Origin of the sequence: Deinococcus puniceus (genome assembly GCF_001644565.1) — a bacterium.
Taxonomy (GTDB): domain Bacteria; phylum Deinococcota; class Deinococci; order Deinococcales; family Deinococcaceae; genus Deinococcus; species Deinococcus puniceus.
Window position 1 is genome coordinate 2,885,001 of sequence record NZ_CP011387.1, and the last position, 13,703, is coordinate 2,898,703.

Here is a 13,703-nt window from a genome sequence, read left to right on the forward strand (position 1 = left end):
GCATCGCGCAGGCCGTCGCCCAAAAAGTTGAACGACAGCACCGTGAGCAAGATGGCTAGGCCGGGATAGAAGGCCACGAACGGATGCTCCAGCACCACTTCGTTGGCGTTGCTGAGCATGTTGCCCCACGTAGACACGGGAGGCTGAATGCCGAAGCCGAGGAACGACAGGGCGGCCTCACCCAAGATCGCGCCGCCCACCGCCAGCGTGCCGTTGACGATGATGATGGCGATCAGGTTGGGCACCAGATGCTGAAGCATGATCCGGCCATTTTTGGCTCCCAGCGCCCGCGCCGCGTCTACATACTCCAGATTCTTGAGGCGCAGGACTTCGCCGCGCACCAGCCGGGCCGTCCCCATCCACCCGAAGAAGGTAAAGATGCCCACGATGATGAACACGCTGGACAGCGGATTGTCGCGCAAGGCGACGATGGCTGGCACGTCGCTAACGGCGAACAGGCCGCTGAGGGTTAGTTGTAGAGGCAGCTCGGGAATAGACAGCATGATTTCGATAAAGCGGCTGATGACGTTATCGGTGCGCCCGCCGAAGTATCCGGCCAGCACGCCCATGAGGGTGCCTAATACCACGCTGAAAATAGCCACTGTGAAGCCGACCAAGAGGCTGATGCGGCTGCCGTAAATAATGCGTGAGAGCATATCGCGGCCCAAGCTGTCCTGACCCAGCGGGTGACCGGGGCCGGGCTGCCCATAAATACCTTCCAAATCCTGCGTATTGGGATCGTAGGGCGCGATCAGGGGCGCAAAAATAGCCACCAAAATCAGCAGCAAGATAATGCCGAGGCTGATCATGGCCACCTTGTGTTTCAGCAGGCGGCGCAGGGCAATTTGAAGGGTGGAATTGCTGCGGGCGCGGGGGGGCTTGGCAAGAGCGACAGTCATAGGAACCTCACGGCAACAGCCTCACGAGTACCGGATGCGGGGATCGACCACCGCATAGACGAGATCAGCGACCAGTTGAAATACCACCGTCAGCATGGCGAGCAGCATCAGCGAGACCATCACCACGTTAAAGTCTTTGCTGACCAACGCATCCAGAATTGCCTTGCCCATGCCCGGCCAAGAGAACACGGTCTCGGTGATGACAACCCCGCCAAAGAGACCGGGAATGCTGAGGCCCAGCAACGTAATGATGGGCACAATGGCATTCCGGAGAGCATGTTTAAACAGCACGATGCGGCTAGGCAGTCCTTTGGCGCGTGCAGTACGAATAAAATCCTGATTCATGACTTCTAGCATGCTGGCGCGCATGAAGCGCAGGGTCACAGCGATTTCACGCAGCATCAGAATGCTGAGGGGCAAGATCAGGTAGTGGAGTTTGTCCAGCGTGGTGGCCCAGAAGCCTGCATCTAAGGGCAAATCGGGGCTGCCGAGGCCGCCGGGGGGCAAGGATAATGCGCCGCCTGTGGCTGTGGGCAGGTACACGGCCACGAAATACAGCGCCATCGCGCCCACCCAGAACACAGGGGCGCTGAAGACCACGAAGCTAAAAAAGGTCAGGATGTAATCGGGAATAGAGTACTGGCGAATTGCGCTGAAAATGCCCAACGGGACGGCGATCAGCGTGCTGAGGATCAGTGCTGGAACCGTTAGCAAGAGCGTATTAGGCATCCGCTGCTGAAAGACGAATTGCGCGGCGGGAATGCTGTAATCCTGCGAATAGCCGAAGTCGCCCCTGATGGCCTGACCGAGCCAGAAAAAGTAGCGGGTGTACCACGGCTGATCAAGGCCATAGGCCACCTTCAGGCGGGCAATATCTTCGGCGGTGATGTTGCTGTTGCCGAAAGTCAGCTGATCAATGGGGCTGCCGGGTTGCAGCGCGGTCAGAGAGTACACGATCACGCTGATGACCAGCAGCAACGGAATCATCTGGAGTAGGCGGCGAAATGCGTAGGTTGCCATAGGTTCGGCCTCGCTATGAATGCAGGAAGGGCGGGGAGAACACCAACAAGAAGCAAAGCAGACGGGGGAAAAGCAGTGCTGCGCTTTTCCCCCTGACGTTCTGGATGATATGGTTCGTCACTGATCTTGTTCGGTTCAGCCGTCCCACACCCTCCCAGACAGCCTTATTTCTGCTTGAATTCCTCGACTGCGCCGCGAGAAGCCCAACCGATGTTGGCGGCGTTCCAGCTGGGGTACAGGGTGTAGGCGCTGAAGGTGTAGTTCACGAGGCCGGGAACCTTGGTATACACGTTAACGCGGTAGTACAGCGGCAGCGCGGGCACTTCAGCGTTCCAGATGGTCTGCATCCGGTCAAAGAGCTTGATGCGCTCGGCGAGGTTGAATTCCGTTTCGGCCTGTTTGTGCAGGCGGTCATACTCGGCGTTGACCCAGCCGGAGTTGTTCTGGCCGGAGTAGCCGTTGGCGGCGGTGGGCACACCCGAACCCTTGAAGAGGTTGCCTTCTTCGAAAATGGGGTTGCCCGTCCAGGCGTACATGGCCAAGTCCCACTTGCCGTCTGCGCCCTTGCTAAGGAAGTCGGGGCCGAAGAACACGCTGGAGGGGTAGTTCTGGATGTTGACCTGCACGCCCACAGCCTTCCACTGCGCCTGCAAAATCTGCTGAACGCGCTCGCGGGTGCTGTTGCCTGCGGTGGTGCCGAAGTTCAGGCTGAGCTTCTTGCCGCCTTTTTGCAGAATGCCGTCGCTGCCCGCCGTCCAGCCGAGCTGGGTAAACAGCGTCCTCGCCTGAGCCACGTTCAGGTTGTAGTCGCGCAGGTCTTTCTTGTACAGCTTGCTGATGGGGTTCACGAAGCTGTTGGACACGGCCTGTTTGCTCTGGAACAGGGCCTTGACGAGGGCGTCGCGGTCAATGCTGAGCAGCAGGGCCTGACGCATCCGGGGATCGTCCATATCCAGATCTTTGGCTTTCTGGCCGCGCGTGTTGATGTCGATATGCTCCCAGATCGCGCCGGGCACGAAATAGGTCTTGAACTTGCCGCGCTCGTTGCGCTGCAAATCTACGCCCTGATCGAAGGTTGGCCCGACGGCGCTGAGGGCGTCGAGTTGGCCCGACAGGATGTTGACCTTCAGGGTGTTGGTGTTGGGAATAAAGCGGTACACCACGGTCTGGATGTACTTATCTTCGCCGCCCTTGGGCTTGTTCCAGTAGTTGGTGTTGCGGGTCAGCGTGAGGCTGTTGCCGCTGCGCCACGCGGTGGGCCGGAAGGGGCCTGCCACCACTTTGGGCAGGTTGCGCGAGGTGGTGTAGCTGGAAATGAACTTCTTCCACTCCTCGTTCGTAACTTTGGCGTCTTTCTCGTTTTTGGTCTTGGCGTCGAAGGCGTTCCAAGCCGCGCCCATGACGTGCTGGGGCGCAAAGCCGGGGCTGGTCTGGTCGGCAAACAGGTAGGGAGGCTCGTAGGTGATGGTGAAGGTATCGGCGTCGGCGGTGGTGATTTTGGCCCGATCCCAAGGCGTGCGGTCAGGCACAGGCACGCGGTCATCGTTGACCAGTCTCAGCCAGAACTGGAAGTCCGAAATCTTGATGGGCGTTCCGTCGCTCCACTTGGCTTCCTTGCGGATGGTGTAGGTGACGCTGTTGCGAACGACGTCGCCCGCCGCGTTCTTGACGACCTTATAGTCGCCGTTGGCCAAAGAGGGCACGCGGGTAGCGATGTCGGCGTAGGGATCGCCGTTGTCGTCCAAGCCGATTAGGGCCGATCCCATGTAGCCGTTGATCTCGCTGGTGATGGCGAGGTTATTGGTGTTCCAGGGATCGTAGATGTTGGGCGGCTCTTGAGAAGTGCCGATAACCAAGCTGTTGTTGGCGGGGCCAGCGAGGGCCGCGCCGAGCAAAAATGCGGTGAGTGCCAGGGTCTTCTTCATATGAACCTCCGGGAGCTGGGTAAAGCTACTGATGCGTGGATGATGAGGGTCAGTATAAGGCAGCTTGACGCCTTGTCAAGTTCATGAACTCCACGTCTCAGAGGGACTTTATCTATATTTTTACATTTGGGTTCAAACGCTTCGGCATCGAAATAGTCTTCGGAATTATGAAAACTCTTTAAACCCCAAACAGTCTGCCCCGCGTTCAGCACAGCATCGCCTCGTCTCCGGCCTGAGCATCTGCAGAACAGGCGACAGCAAAACAGACGGCACTGGGCCGCCTGCTTAAGCTTGATTTATTTGGTTGAAAAAGCTCAGTGGCTGCTGCACCCGCCGCTGCCCTCTCCGGCGGGCGACTGGGCGCTGTCGGTGCGGAAGGAGTGGCCGCATCCGCAACTGCTGGTGGCGTTGGGGTTGTTGACCGTGAAGCCGCCGCCCATCATATTTTCTACAAAGTCCACTTCGCTGCCGCGCAGCAGGGCGATGCTCATGCGGTCGACGAGCAACTTGATGCCCCGGTCTACGACGATGGTGTCGCCTTCGAGTTCGCGGTCATCGATAGCCATGCCGTACTGGTAGCCGCTGCACCCGCCACTTTTAATAAACACGCGCACGCCTGCATTTTCTTTGCCGCTGTTTGCCAGAATGCCGGTGGCCCGCAGCGCACCGAATTCGCTGATGGTGATTTCGGGGGCTGCGCCGTTCCCGCCCTGATCCAGCACGCTTTGATCCTGATTCACGGAAGCCGTCATGCGTGAAGCGTAACACCATTGGCGCAACAGAAAAGTGCGCTACAAGCTAAAGCGGGTCAGGCGTTTCTGAGACAGTGACGCTTCTGCTCTGGCTGAGAACCCAGCTGTCCGGCGCTTGCCGATCATGGCATCGGCATACATTCCTTGAGCGTGGTGCTGTTAACATAGTGGGCATGACCAATCCTTACGCCGAGTGGTTCGAGCAGCTCCGCGCAGAGTATGGAGAGCAGCTCGGCTCGATGCCCTTGCCAGACGGCTTGCCTGAGCATCTGCGCCTGCTGATTCAAACGGGCGACGAAGCCGCTATCACCTTCATGATTAAGCTGGCGTGGCAGTTCGGCGCACAGGTCGGGTACGCTGCGGGCGCACGTCAGGAAAACAGCGGCGTCAGCGTATTGCGCCCAAATACTGTTCAAGCCTGAATCCTACCAACCTCAACCCTACCAACTTCAACTCTTGACCGCCCGCCCCATCAGGTTGGCGGTTTTTCCGTTTCGACAATCTGCACTGGATGACCACAAAAAACCGCCCCAGCCTAAGCTAGAGCGGAGAGTGAAGGCGGGAAGTTTTAGTCGTCGGCGGGGCTGAATGCGCCGCGCTCGCGCTGATCGGCTTCACGCAGGGTACGGATACCACGCACGATACCCAGCACGCCGAAGTAGCACACGGCGGGAATCAGGAACAACAAGATCCAGAGGATGGTGTTGGCGTTGGCCGTATTCAGGATGCCAGCACTGATCAACTCTGGCTTATAGCCTGCTACCGACATCACGATCATGGCGGCCATGAATGCTACACCTGCCGCCAGCCGCACCGGATGGTTGGTGGGGTTTTCGGCGTAGTACATGTTGTCTTTGCTGCGGTCTAGCATCGGCACCGCAAACATAGCCAACAGGAACAGGGTAGGAACAACGATTGCCCCCACGAATTCTGCACCGATCAAGCCACCGAACAGGTGAACTTCGAAGCTAGGAATGATGGCCAGTGCGCCGAAGACCCACAGCAAGTACCAGTCGGGCTTGATGTTGTTGATGGGCGTGGTGCTGGGCGGCCCGTAGTGCTCGATGGGATGCACCGGAATAAAGGCGCTGAACAGCACGATGATGGCCGCGAACATGATCGCCAGCAGCAACATGATGGGCGTCTGCTGGGTGCTGAGGGGCACGCCGACGATCTTCTTGTAGGCGATGCGCTTGGCGTACTGCGGCTGCGTGTGCTTCTGCTTGATCATCAGCAGCATGTGTGCGCCGGTGAGGGCCAGCAAGATACCGGGCAGCAACATGATGTGATAGCCGTAGATACGGGGAATGACGCCCGCGCCGGGGAACTTGCCTGCAAAGGCAGCCTGCGCCACCCATTCGCCGACCCAAGGCACAGAAGCCGCGATGCCGTAGATCACTTTGAGGGTCTGGTAGGCGTAGTTGTCGTAGGGCAACACGTAGCCGGTGACGGCGGTCAGGGCCGTGAAGATCAGCAGCAACATGCCGATCCACCAGTTGATTTCGCGGGGCTTTTTGAACGCGCCCGTGAAGTAGATCCGCATCATGTGAATGACAGCGGCAGCCACCATGATGTTGGCCGTCCAGTGATGGATTCGGCGCAGCATGTCACCAAACGGCATGGCATTGATCTTGAGGGCCGAGTGGTACGCGGCGGGGATCAGGTTGGGCTTGTCGCTGGTGCCCGGATCAAAGGAGTTGGTCACGAGGCTGTTGCTGGGTTCGTAGGCCAGCGCCAGCAAAATGCCCGTGAGAATCAGGATGATCAGGCTGAACAGCGTAATTTCACCGAGGAAAAACGAGTGGTGAACGGGGAAGGCCTTCCGCAGGAACTTGTCGTTCAGGCGGGAAATGTGCAGACGCTCATCAAGCCACTGATTCACTGCGTTCATGCAAGTTGCTCCTCTACTTCTTTCTTGAACGATTCCCACTCCGACTCAGCGATGTACGGGTACGGCATAGCAAGGAAGAAGTCTGAGACGACAAGTTGCTCGCCATCGAGTTGAACGGGCAACTGGGCCAAGGCACGTGGAGGCGGCCCGCCCGTAACGATGCAGCCGCGTTTGGGGTCAAACTGGCCGGAGTGGCAGGGACACTTCATGCCGTCGCCCTGATCGCTGTCGGCCACCGAGCAACCCGCGTGCGTACACACGTCGCTATAGGCCACGATCTCGCCGTCTACAGTGGCTTCCAGGTTGGTAGGAGCCACCAGTTGGCCTTTAGGAAACCGGAACAGCGCCAGAATGTTGTTCGGGTCGCCCTTGCGGATCACGTTCGAGCCGTCCTCGCCCTTGCCCATCGGCCACGCCCGCACCAGTTGGTCGCTCAGTTCGCTGACCTTGATGATCTGGCCTTCCTTGCTCTCTTCGGCATGAACCAGAACGTCGCCTTTTAGGGGGGGCATCTTGTCGCGGGTAAGGCGGAACACCGGGTTGGCCGTGCCCAGCGTACTGAGCAGGCTGATGCCGCCTACGGCGACGGTGCCGCCCATCGCCGCATTGATGAACTTGCGGCGCGTGATTTCGGGGTCTTTGCGTTTATAACGGGTCATCTTTTAAACCTCCTGACGGGCAAGTTGCACGCGCAGCGCAGACCTGACCAAGGGCCGTATTACCAAGGAAACTCGCCGCTCGTATCTTCGACCAAGACCTCGCCGTCCATGAAGTATTTCTTGTACAGGCCGATGGCGATGGCAATAGTAAACAGGATCATGGCGGCATAAAACCCTTCCATCGCTACGTTCGGCATCTCTTGGTTTTGCCAAGCCGCATAGTCTGCACTCATCTGCCGAATAAACAGGACACTGAAGACCAACGACAAGATCAAAGTCACGATCATGCTGAGCATCGCTACAGGTGTAGCCCGGACTTTATGAATACCGGGGTGAAGTTCCAGACCTTCGGCCCACACGCTGTACAACCCGATGAGTCCGTAAGTGAGCAGCACCATGATGAAAGTGGCGAGGAAGATTTCAGGCAAATTGATGTCTTCGGGAACAAAGCGGCTGCGGTTCTTCAGGACGGCAGGATCGATCTTGGTTTGCCCTTCGGCCACTAGCGCGGGCGTCAGCGGCTCCTCGATCTTGTTGCCCCACGAATTCAGCACGTAGTTGGCGACGGCGTAAATCTCGTTTTCCTTCAGATTGGCATACGAGGGCATAGAGCCTTTGCCGTTCTTCAAGATGGTATGCACGTACACCGGGTCTTTCAGAATCTTTTCGTCTCCGGCCAGTGCGGGGCCTGCGCCGCCCTGACCTTGCAGGCCGTGACAGCCCGCACAGGCCGTTGCGCCGGAAGCCACGACTCCCTGCTCATAGATCTGCTTGCCCAGCGTCGGCCATTCTTTGCTGATGCTGGCGGTGACAGCCGGGTCTATGACCACAGGCTCGGGGGCCGTTTCCTTGTTGAACAGGAACAGCAGAATAATCCACATGATGGCCGCGCACACGATGGCGACCCAGGGCATGACAGCGTCGTTTCTCTCCACGTTCCCTCTCCCTCGCGCGTGAAATGGCCTAGGGGTTCCCTCCACGCTCCGGTCTTGGTTTTCCGGTGTCTTGGGGTTCCCGTCTAGCAGCCTGATCAGCGTCAGCATAGCACGCACCGATGGCGTTCCCAACGGTGTTTCACAGCGCAGGAACCAGACTTCGGCACGGTCATCATGCGCCTTACCGAGCGGTTAAATGTCCCCCGACTTCACAGTCTCTAAGGACGGACTTCACAGTCTCTAAGGACAGTCCCTCGGTTCTCTGCAAGCCGCTTCAGACGGTGTGTCCCAGTGCCATCAGCAGAGGCCACAGCACATCGGCCAGCAGGATCACGTCGCGGTTCTCGGGATGCTCGCGGGGGTCTAGGCCGCCCTCGGACAGCAGGGCCAGTACCAGCGGGCGCGGCGTCCACAGCACCCCCACATCATGGTGAACGCCGCCCAGTTCCCCACTTTTGCTGGCGGTGCGGTACAGGGGTTCTCCGTCTGGGCCACACGGCACGCGCCGCCCGATCAGGTCGCGGTACTGCTGGCGCGAGAGGATAGAGAGGGCCAAGTCGGTGTGTGTGCTGTTCAGATAGTCGCCCCGCAGCAGTCGTCCCAACAGTTCGGTCTGATCCTGAGCGGTGGTGCGGTTGCGCTCGCCCCGGCGCTGGGCCTCGTTGCGCTGGTCAGGTGGCAGTTGCAGCTTGCCCACCAAACGGGTCAGGGGAAAGCCAGCCGTATTCAGCCAAGCGTTCACGGCGTCCACCCCCAGCCGCTCTATGACTAGGTTGGTGGCGGTATTGTCGCTGACCACGATCATCAGGGTCAGAATGTCCTGCCAAGTCAGGCGGAGACCCGCGCCCAGTTCGTGCAAGATACCTGCACCCGGCACGCGGTCTGCGGCCTCCATCGTCACGCGCTCACTCAAAGCCCATTCGCCGCGCTGGGCCGCTTGCAACGCCATAATCAGCAGCGGAATCTTGATGGTACTGGCCGCCGGGAACACGCGGTCTGCATTCAGAGAAAACAACTCTTGCCCCGCCTCGTCGCACACCCGCACGCCCACCACGCCTGCAAAACCACGCCCGCGCAGTTGGCCCGAAAAGTCAAACCTCATGGGGGCAGAATAAACGGATCAGTCGGGCAGGCCGGACAGGTCCAAGCTCGCCAACGCCGCGAACGGGTGCGCCGTGCCCACCGGACGCAGGGTGCAAAACGGTGGCCCGCCCTCCGGCTCTACGCGGTGCGGGCAGGTCGGGCATTCGGGAAACGCCTGATCGGTGTAGGCCAAGTCAGGGTCGGCAGAATTTACAGACCACTCCCGCCCACATCCGGCCCGGAACAACACGGAGCGGGCAGACGGGGCGGGTTGGAGTGTGCTGGGAATCTTGGATTTAGCCACAGTGTCGTTTAAGCGTGCAGCCGCAATTAGTCAAGATTGGCGATGCCCTCGCGGATGGCGTACAGGGCAGCCTGCGTGCGGTTGTTCAGTTGCAACTTGGTAAAGATTTCCGATAAGCGGTTGCGAACGGTTTTTTCGCTGATGTCGAGGCGCAGGGCGATGTCTTGGTTGGAAAAGCCCTGGGCCAGCAGCTTCAGAATCATGGTTTCGCGCTCGTTCAGGTCGGCGTGCTTCTCGCTGGGCAGTTCCTCACGCTTGTCACGGAAGTCGTCCAGCACGTTCTGGGCCATGTCGGCGTCCAGCAGGGCTTCCCCGCCCGCCACCCGCCGAATCGCGTCAATCAGGGTGTTGGCGTCGGCGTCCTTCAGGATGTAGCCGCGTGCCCCAGCCTTCACGGCCTCGAACACGTAACGGTCTTGGCGGTACATGGTGATCATGATGACCTTGGAGTTGGGGTCGATTTCCAGAATGCTCTGGGTGGCCTTCACGCCGTCGAGTTCCGGCATCTGAATATCCATCAGGATCACGTCTGGGTGCGTGTCGGCGGCGTAACGGATGGCCTCGCGCCCATTGGCCGCCTCACCAATCACGCGCATTCCCTCGGATTCCAGCAGGCTACGGAGTCCCTGACGGAACAGCGCATGGTCATCGACGAGCAGTACCCGGATCATGGGTGCAGTGTACGGCGCAGGCGGCGGGCAAAAACGGAAGCGAAGTGGCAGAGTGGGGCCAGAGTGCCCAAGATGACGGATAGGTCAAGACCCGCAGCCCTTCTGGCTACCGCGCACTCAATCTATGCACGGCGATAGGAATCTGTAAGCACCTGCCCTTACACTGGCCCCTATGACTTGGTTTGATGCTCTGCTGGTCACGCTGCTGGCTGTGGTCACGGCGCTGGGTGCCCGGCGGGGGTTGGCAGGCGTGGCGTGGGGAGTGGGCGGCGTCGCGGCCTGCTTTCTGGCTAACTTTTTGGGTACAGGCGCGGTGGCTGCCGCCATTATCGCGTTGGCGCTGGGCGCGGGCGTGGCTTACGCGGCCCAGCGCCTGATTCCCAACCCGCTGGAGCGTCCGTGGCAGTTGGCCGCAGGGGCGGTGGGCGGCTTTACGCTGGGCAGCGTCCTCATCACGACGCTGGCCCTCGGGTTCCCCATAGAAATGCGCGTCGGGCCGCAAGGCCGCACCGGAATCTACCCGTCTAGCAACCTGTCGCCCGTGCTGTACGACGCCGTGAACAACTCGGCCATCAAGGGGCAGGTCATGGGCATCTGGGGAGCCAATCCCGCGCTGAAAACGCTGCTGGTGCCGGATCAGACGCGTGTACGGTGAGGGGTGTGGGCGGCGTTTAGGTGGTTACTGGTCTAAAGGTCGAAGGTCTAAGGTAGTGGGGCAACGGCGGTAGGCCGGGGTTCTTAGTCCCTTAGACTAGACCCTTAGACGCCTTCCACACGCCGCATCAGTCCCTATTACCCCCGCTCTAATACCCCCGGTTCGTCGTCTCTGCGCCGCGTTCTTCCAGCCACGCCGTTACCGTCGCCACTGCCGCCTTTACGCCCGGCGTAATAATGGGGCCACCAAAGCGGGCCAGCCGCACCAAGAATTGTCCGTCTGGGCGCGGATTCACGTTCACCAATACTTCCTGCGTCAGTTCGCCCTCTACCACATGGGCCAAAAAGACCAAGCCGTCTTTGGCGAGGCTGCGGTAAGCGTCCAGCAGCACTACCGTCCAGCCCACCGGATCGGCGGCATGTTGGCCCCCGCGTGCCGTGTATTTGTCAAAGTGTGTTTGGCTGAGGTTCTGGGGATGCAGGGCGTCGGGCAGGCGCAGGATGGCGTGTGGCACAGCAGATTCTTCCTTTGGATAGGGAGCGAAGCTTACGGCGGCGGAGTCGGTGGGGTGGGCGGTGGGAATAAAGCGGGCGTGATGTACGCCGAGTCCCAAATCCCGCCATTTCAGCGCGTATTTGGTTTCCAAGGCGGCGGCGGGCGGCTCGGCCAACTCCACACGCATCACGCCGCTGGCTTCGGCTTCGGCACAGGCAAACTCAAAATACTCGTCGTGATCGGTGGTCAGCAGCACCGCGCCGCCCGGTTTCAGGCGGTGGGCGGCCAACTGGAAAAACGGCACGCGCAAGAGCCGCTGTTCGGTGTGTCCAGCTTTAGGCCAGGGATCGGGAAAATTGACGATGATGGCGTCCAGTGATCCCGCTGGAATGACTTCGCGCACCACGACGCTGGCGGGCAATTTGGTCAGCACGGCGTTGGGTAGGCCCGCCGCACGCAAGCGCCGCTCGGCCTTCAGCAGCGACACGCCCGACAGTTCTACACCCAAATAGTTCGGAGCTTCCGGGAAGGTGTGGGCAAATGGCGGCCAGAATCGCCCGTCGCCGAAGCCGACTTCCAGCACCCAAGGCCGCTCGGCGGTATCGGGGAACAGGCGGGCAGGCGTTTCGGGAAACAGGAAGTCGGAGAGTTGGAAAATCATGGCTGTACTTCCGCAGGAGCTAAAAATTCGGCGGCGAGGCGGGCCGCGTCCTGCAACACAGAAGCGTAGGTATGCTCACCCGGAGTACAGCGGCCCAGCGCCCACACGCGGTCTAGGCGGCGAATGCGGAAGCCGTCCAGTTCACTGGGGGCCGGGGTAAAAAAGCGCACGTCGTAGGGCGGCGCACCGTCTACGGCAGCGGCGGTGGCCTCGCTGCCGATCAGGAAAATGCCCGCGCGGGCCAAATCGTCGGCCAAAAAGTCGTAGGCCACTTCCGACAGCCGCCCCGCCTCTTCCATCGTGTCGCCAATCAGCAGACGGGCTTTCAGGAACGCGCCCACCGCCAGCACCACGTCGCGGGCGTGCAGTTGCGGGCCTTCCCAAGTGGAAATGACGACTTCCGATGCTTCTTCATCCAGCGCGGTCACGGTGCTTTGCAGCAGATGAATCCCCGCCGTGCCTTCGATTTCAGCTTTCAGGTGGCGGTGAAAAGCCCAGCCGTCTTGCTCCGGCGCGATGCGGGCGGCAACCTCTCCAAACACACTCCCCGGCGGAAAATCGGCCCCAGCGATGGTGGGCGCGTACAGGTTGCCCAGATGATCGAGCGCCTGTGAGACCAGCAGCACGTCTTTCCCCGCCCGCGCCAAGCGCCACGCCAGTTCGGTGCCCGCCAAGCCCGCGCCGATCACGGCCACATCGTAAACGTGCCCCGGCTGCGGCTGGCTGCGGGGCGGAGTGCCGTGTTGAGAAAAGGAACCGAACATCAGTCGCGCAGTCTAGCAAGCGGCGGCCTGCTTTACCCTAAGCCTGTGCCCCTGCCCACCTTCGCCCCCAGCATTCTCAATTCCGGTTATGCCTACCGGGACAGCATCGGCGCGGCGGGACAGGGCCAGACGGTGCTGGCCTTCCTGACCGGGCGCTACCGCCACTCGGACGCCGAAACGTGGGCGGCGCGACTGGCAGCGGGCGAAGTGACGCTGGACGGACAGATCTCCGACGGAACAGAACGGCTGCGGCAGGGGCAGACGCTGATCTGGCAGCGCCCACCTTGGCAAGAGGAACCCGCGCCACTGGGCTTTGACGTGCTGTACGAGGACGAATCACTGCTGGCCGTGTCCAAACCCTCGGGTCTGCCGACTTTGCCGGGGGGCGGATTCCTAGAACATACGTTGCTGACGCAAGTGCGGAAGCGGTACCCGGAAGCCACACCGCTGCACCGCTTGGGGCGCGGGACATCGGGGCTGGTGCTGTGTTCGCGCACGCGGGAGGCAGCGTCGGGCGTGCTGCGCGGCTGGCGCGAGCATGAAGTACAAAAGACCTACCGGGCGCTGGCCTCGGGCCGGAGTCCAGAGGATTCTTACCGCATCAGCACGCCGATTGGCCCGGTGCCGCATCCGGTGTTGGGCAGCGTGTACGCCGCGAGCGCCACCGGAAAACCCTCGCTGAGCGTGGCGCGGGTACTGGAACGGCGCGAGGATTCCACCCTATTCGAAGTGGATATTCACACGGGCCGCCCGCATCAGATTCGCATTCACCTCGCTAGCATTGGGCTTCCGCTGGTGGGCGATCCGCTGTATGGGCCGGATGGCTTGCCGCTCCCCTATCTGCCCGGACTGCCGGGAGACTTGGGCTACTGGCTGCATTCGGCGCGGCTGGGGTTGGCCCATCCGGTCACTGGGGCGTGGTTGGAACTGAGTGCGCCCGCTCCAGTCTTGCTCCAGAGCAGGCGCGAGTCATCTTGAAGTTTCGGTTG

15 protein-coding genes (1 of these 15 only partly in view) are annotated in these 13,703 nt (G+C 60.6%); 3 read left to right on the forward strand and 12 right to left on the reverse strand.

The annotated features are described in order from the left end of the window. From SU48_RS13390 to SU48_RS13405, 4 genes are all read right to left on the reverse strand, one after another. Positions 1 to 899, reverse strand: partial view of an ABC transporter permease gene (locus SU48_RS13390; RefSeq protein ID WP_064015676.1) — the 5' portion only. 25 nt of this gene lie to the left of the window's left edge; only the first 899 of its 924 coding nucleotides appear in the window; the start codon lies at positions 897 to 899; the stop codon falls past the left edge of the window. 21 nt (positions 900 to 920) lie between these two features. Continuing rightward, positions 921 to 1,919 carry an ABC transporter permease gene (locus SU48_RS13395; protein WP_064015677.1) on the reverse strand — a complete coding sequence of 333 codons (999 nt, stop codon included), beginning with the start codon at positions 1,917 to 1,919 and terminating at the stop codon, positions 921 to 923. A gap of 164 nt (positions 1,920 to 2,083) precedes the next feature. Next, the gene (locus tag SU48_RS13400) at positions 2,084 to 3,844 is read right to left on the reverse strand and encodes a peptide ABC transporter substrate-binding protein (RefSeq protein WP_064015678.1); all 1,761 of its coding nucleotides are present in this window, start codon (positions 3,842 to 3,844) and stop codon (positions 2,084 to 2,086) included. A gap of 314 nt (positions 3,845 to 4,158) precedes the next feature. Further along, entirely contained in the window at positions 4,159 to 4,596 is a 438-nt protein-coding gene (locus tag SU48_RS13405; protein WP_064015679.1) for a HesB/IscA family protein, read from the reverse strand. A gap of 173 nt (positions 4,597 to 4,769) precedes the next feature. On the opposite strand from SU48_RS13405, the gene SU48_RS13410 reads away from it, so the two are divergent. Continuing rightward, positions 4,770 to 5,018 carry a hypothetical protein gene (locus SU48_RS13410; protein WP_064015680.1) on the forward strand — a complete coding sequence of 83 codons (249 nt, stop codon included), beginning with the start codon at positions 4,770 to 4,772 and terminating at the stop codon, positions 5,016 to 5,018. 146 nt (positions 5,019 to 5,164) lie between these two features. Here the strand turns inward: SU48_RS13410 and SU48_RS13415 are convergent, their stop codons facing one another. The 6 genes from SU48_RS13415 to SU48_RS13435 form a co-directional block, all read right to left on the reverse strand. Further along, complete coding sequence (locus SU48_RS13415) at positions 5,165 to 6,478, reverse strand: cytochrome b (protein ID WP_064016061.1); 1,314 nt, start codon at positions 6,476 to 6,478, stop codon at positions 5,165 to 5,167. Between the two features lie 5 nt (positions 6,479 to 6,483). Next, the gene (locus SU48_RS13420) at positions 6,484 to 7,146 is read right to left on the reverse strand and encodes a ubiquinol-cytochrome c reductase iron-sulfur subunit (RefSeq protein WP_064015681.1); all 663 of its coding nucleotides are present in this window, start codon (positions 7,144 to 7,146) and stop codon (positions 6,484 to 6,486) included. A 59-nt stretch (positions 7,147 to 7,205) separates the two neighbouring features. Then, entirely contained in the window at positions 7,206 to 8,060 is an 855-nt protein-coding gene (locus SU48_RS13425; protein ID WP_064015682.1) for a c-type cytochrome, read from the reverse strand. A 295-nt stretch (positions 8,061 to 8,355) separates the two neighbouring features. Then, entirely contained in the window at positions 8,356 to 9,183 is an 828-nt protein-coding gene (locus SU48_RS13430; RefSeq protein WP_064015683.1) for a serine hydrolase, read from the reverse strand. 18 nt (positions 9,184 to 9,201) lie between these two features. Further along, on the reverse strand, positions 9,202 to 9,468 hold the full coding sequence (locus SU48_RS14005) for a hypothetical protein (RefSeq protein WP_082869779.1): 267 nt from the start codon (positions 9,466 to 9,468) through the stop codon (positions 9,202 to 9,204). A gap of 26 nt (positions 9,469 to 9,494) precedes the next feature. Then, complete coding sequence (locus tag SU48_RS13435; RefSeq protein WP_026298978.1) at positions 9,495 to 10,139, reverse strand: response regulator transcription factor; 645 nt, start codon at positions 10,137 to 10,139, stop codon at positions 9,495 to 9,497. Positions 10,140 to 10,311: 172 nt separating this feature from the next. Here SU48_RS13435 and SU48_RS13440 point away from each other — a divergent pair, with 172 nt between their 5' ends. Beyond that, positions 10,312 to 10,794 carry a hypothetical protein gene (locus SU48_RS13440; protein ID WP_064015684.1) on the forward strand — a complete coding sequence of 161 codons (483 nt, stop codon included), beginning with the start codon at positions 10,312 to 10,314 and terminating at the stop codon, positions 10,792 to 10,794. 148 nt (positions 10,795 to 10,942) lie between these two features. On the opposite strand, the gene trmB is transcribed toward SU48_RS13440, so the two are convergent. Continuing rightward, positions 10,943 to 11,950 (reverse strand): tRNA (guanine(46)-N(7))-methyltransferase TrmB, encoded by a 1,008-nt coding sequence (gene trmB / locus SU48_RS13445; protein ID WP_064015685.1) that lies wholly within the window; start codon positions 11,948 to 11,950, stop codon positions 10,943 to 10,945. Beyond that, positions 11,947 to 12,714 (reverse strand): FAD-dependent oxidoreductase, encoded by a 768-nt coding sequence (locus tag SU48_RS13450; protein ID WP_064015686.1) that lies wholly within the window; start codon positions 12,712 to 12,714, stop codon positions 11,947 to 11,949. The genes trmB and SU48_RS13450 overlap by 4 nt, the downstream gene beginning before the upstream one ends. A gap of 45 nt (positions 12,715 to 12,759) precedes the next feature. Here SU48_RS13450 and SU48_RS13455 point away from each other — a divergent pair, with 45 nt between their 5' ends. Further along, on the forward strand, positions 12,760 to 13,692 hold the full coding sequence (locus SU48_RS13455) for an RluA family pseudouridine synthase (protein WP_231881636.1): 933 nt from the start codon (positions 12,760 to 12,762) through the stop codon (positions 13,690 to 13,692). Positions 13,693 to 13,703 lie beyond the last annotated feature (11 nt).

Excerpts from the sequence above, each read along its gene's own strand:
- SU48_RS13395 (WP_064015677.1), bottom strand. The coding sequence starts at position 1,919 with ATGGCAACCTACGCATTTCGCCGCCTACTCCAGATGATTCCGTTGCTG.
- SU48_RS13400 (WP_064015678.1), bottom strand. The coding sequence starts at position 3,844 with ATGAAGAAGACCCTGGCACTCACCGCATTTTTGCTCGGCGCGGCCCTC.
- SU48_RS13405 (WP_064015679.1), bottom strand. The coding sequence starts at position 4,596 with ATGACGGCTTCCGTGAATCAGGATCAAAGCGTGCTGGATCAGGGCGGG.
- SU48_RS13410 (WP_064015680.1), top strand. The coding sequence starts at position 4,770 with ATGACCAATCCTTACGCCGAGTGGTTCGAGCAGCTCCGCGCAGAGTAT.
- SU48_RS13420 (WP_064015681.1), bottom strand. The coding sequence starts at position 7,146 with ATGACCCGTTATAAACGCAAAGACCCCGAAATCACGCGCCGCAAGTTC.
- SU48_RS13425 (WP_064015682.1), bottom strand. The coding sequence starts at position 8,060 with ATGCCCTGGGTCGCCATCGTGTGCGCGGCCATCATGTGGATTATTCTG.
- SU48_RS13430 (WP_064015683.1), bottom strand. The coding sequence starts at position 9,183 with ATGAGGTTTGACTTTTCGGGCCAACTGCGCGGGCGTGGTTTTGCAGGC.
- SU48_RS13435 (WP_026298978.1), bottom strand. The coding sequence starts at position 10,139 with ATGATCCGGGTACTGCTCGTCGATGACCATGCGCTGTTCCGTCAGGGA.
- SU48_RS13440 (WP_064015684.1), top strand. The coding sequence starts at position 10,312 with ATGACTTGGTTTGATGCTCTGCTGGTCACGCTGCTGGCTGTGGTCACG.
- trmB (WP_064015685.1), bottom strand. The coding sequence starts at position 11,950 with ATGATTTTCCAACTCTCCGACTTCCTGTTTCCCGAAACGCCTGCCCGC.
- SU48_RS13450 (WP_064015686.1), bottom strand. The coding sequence starts at position 12,714 with ATGTTCGGTTCCTTTTCTCAACACGGCACTCCGCCCCGCAGCCAGCCG.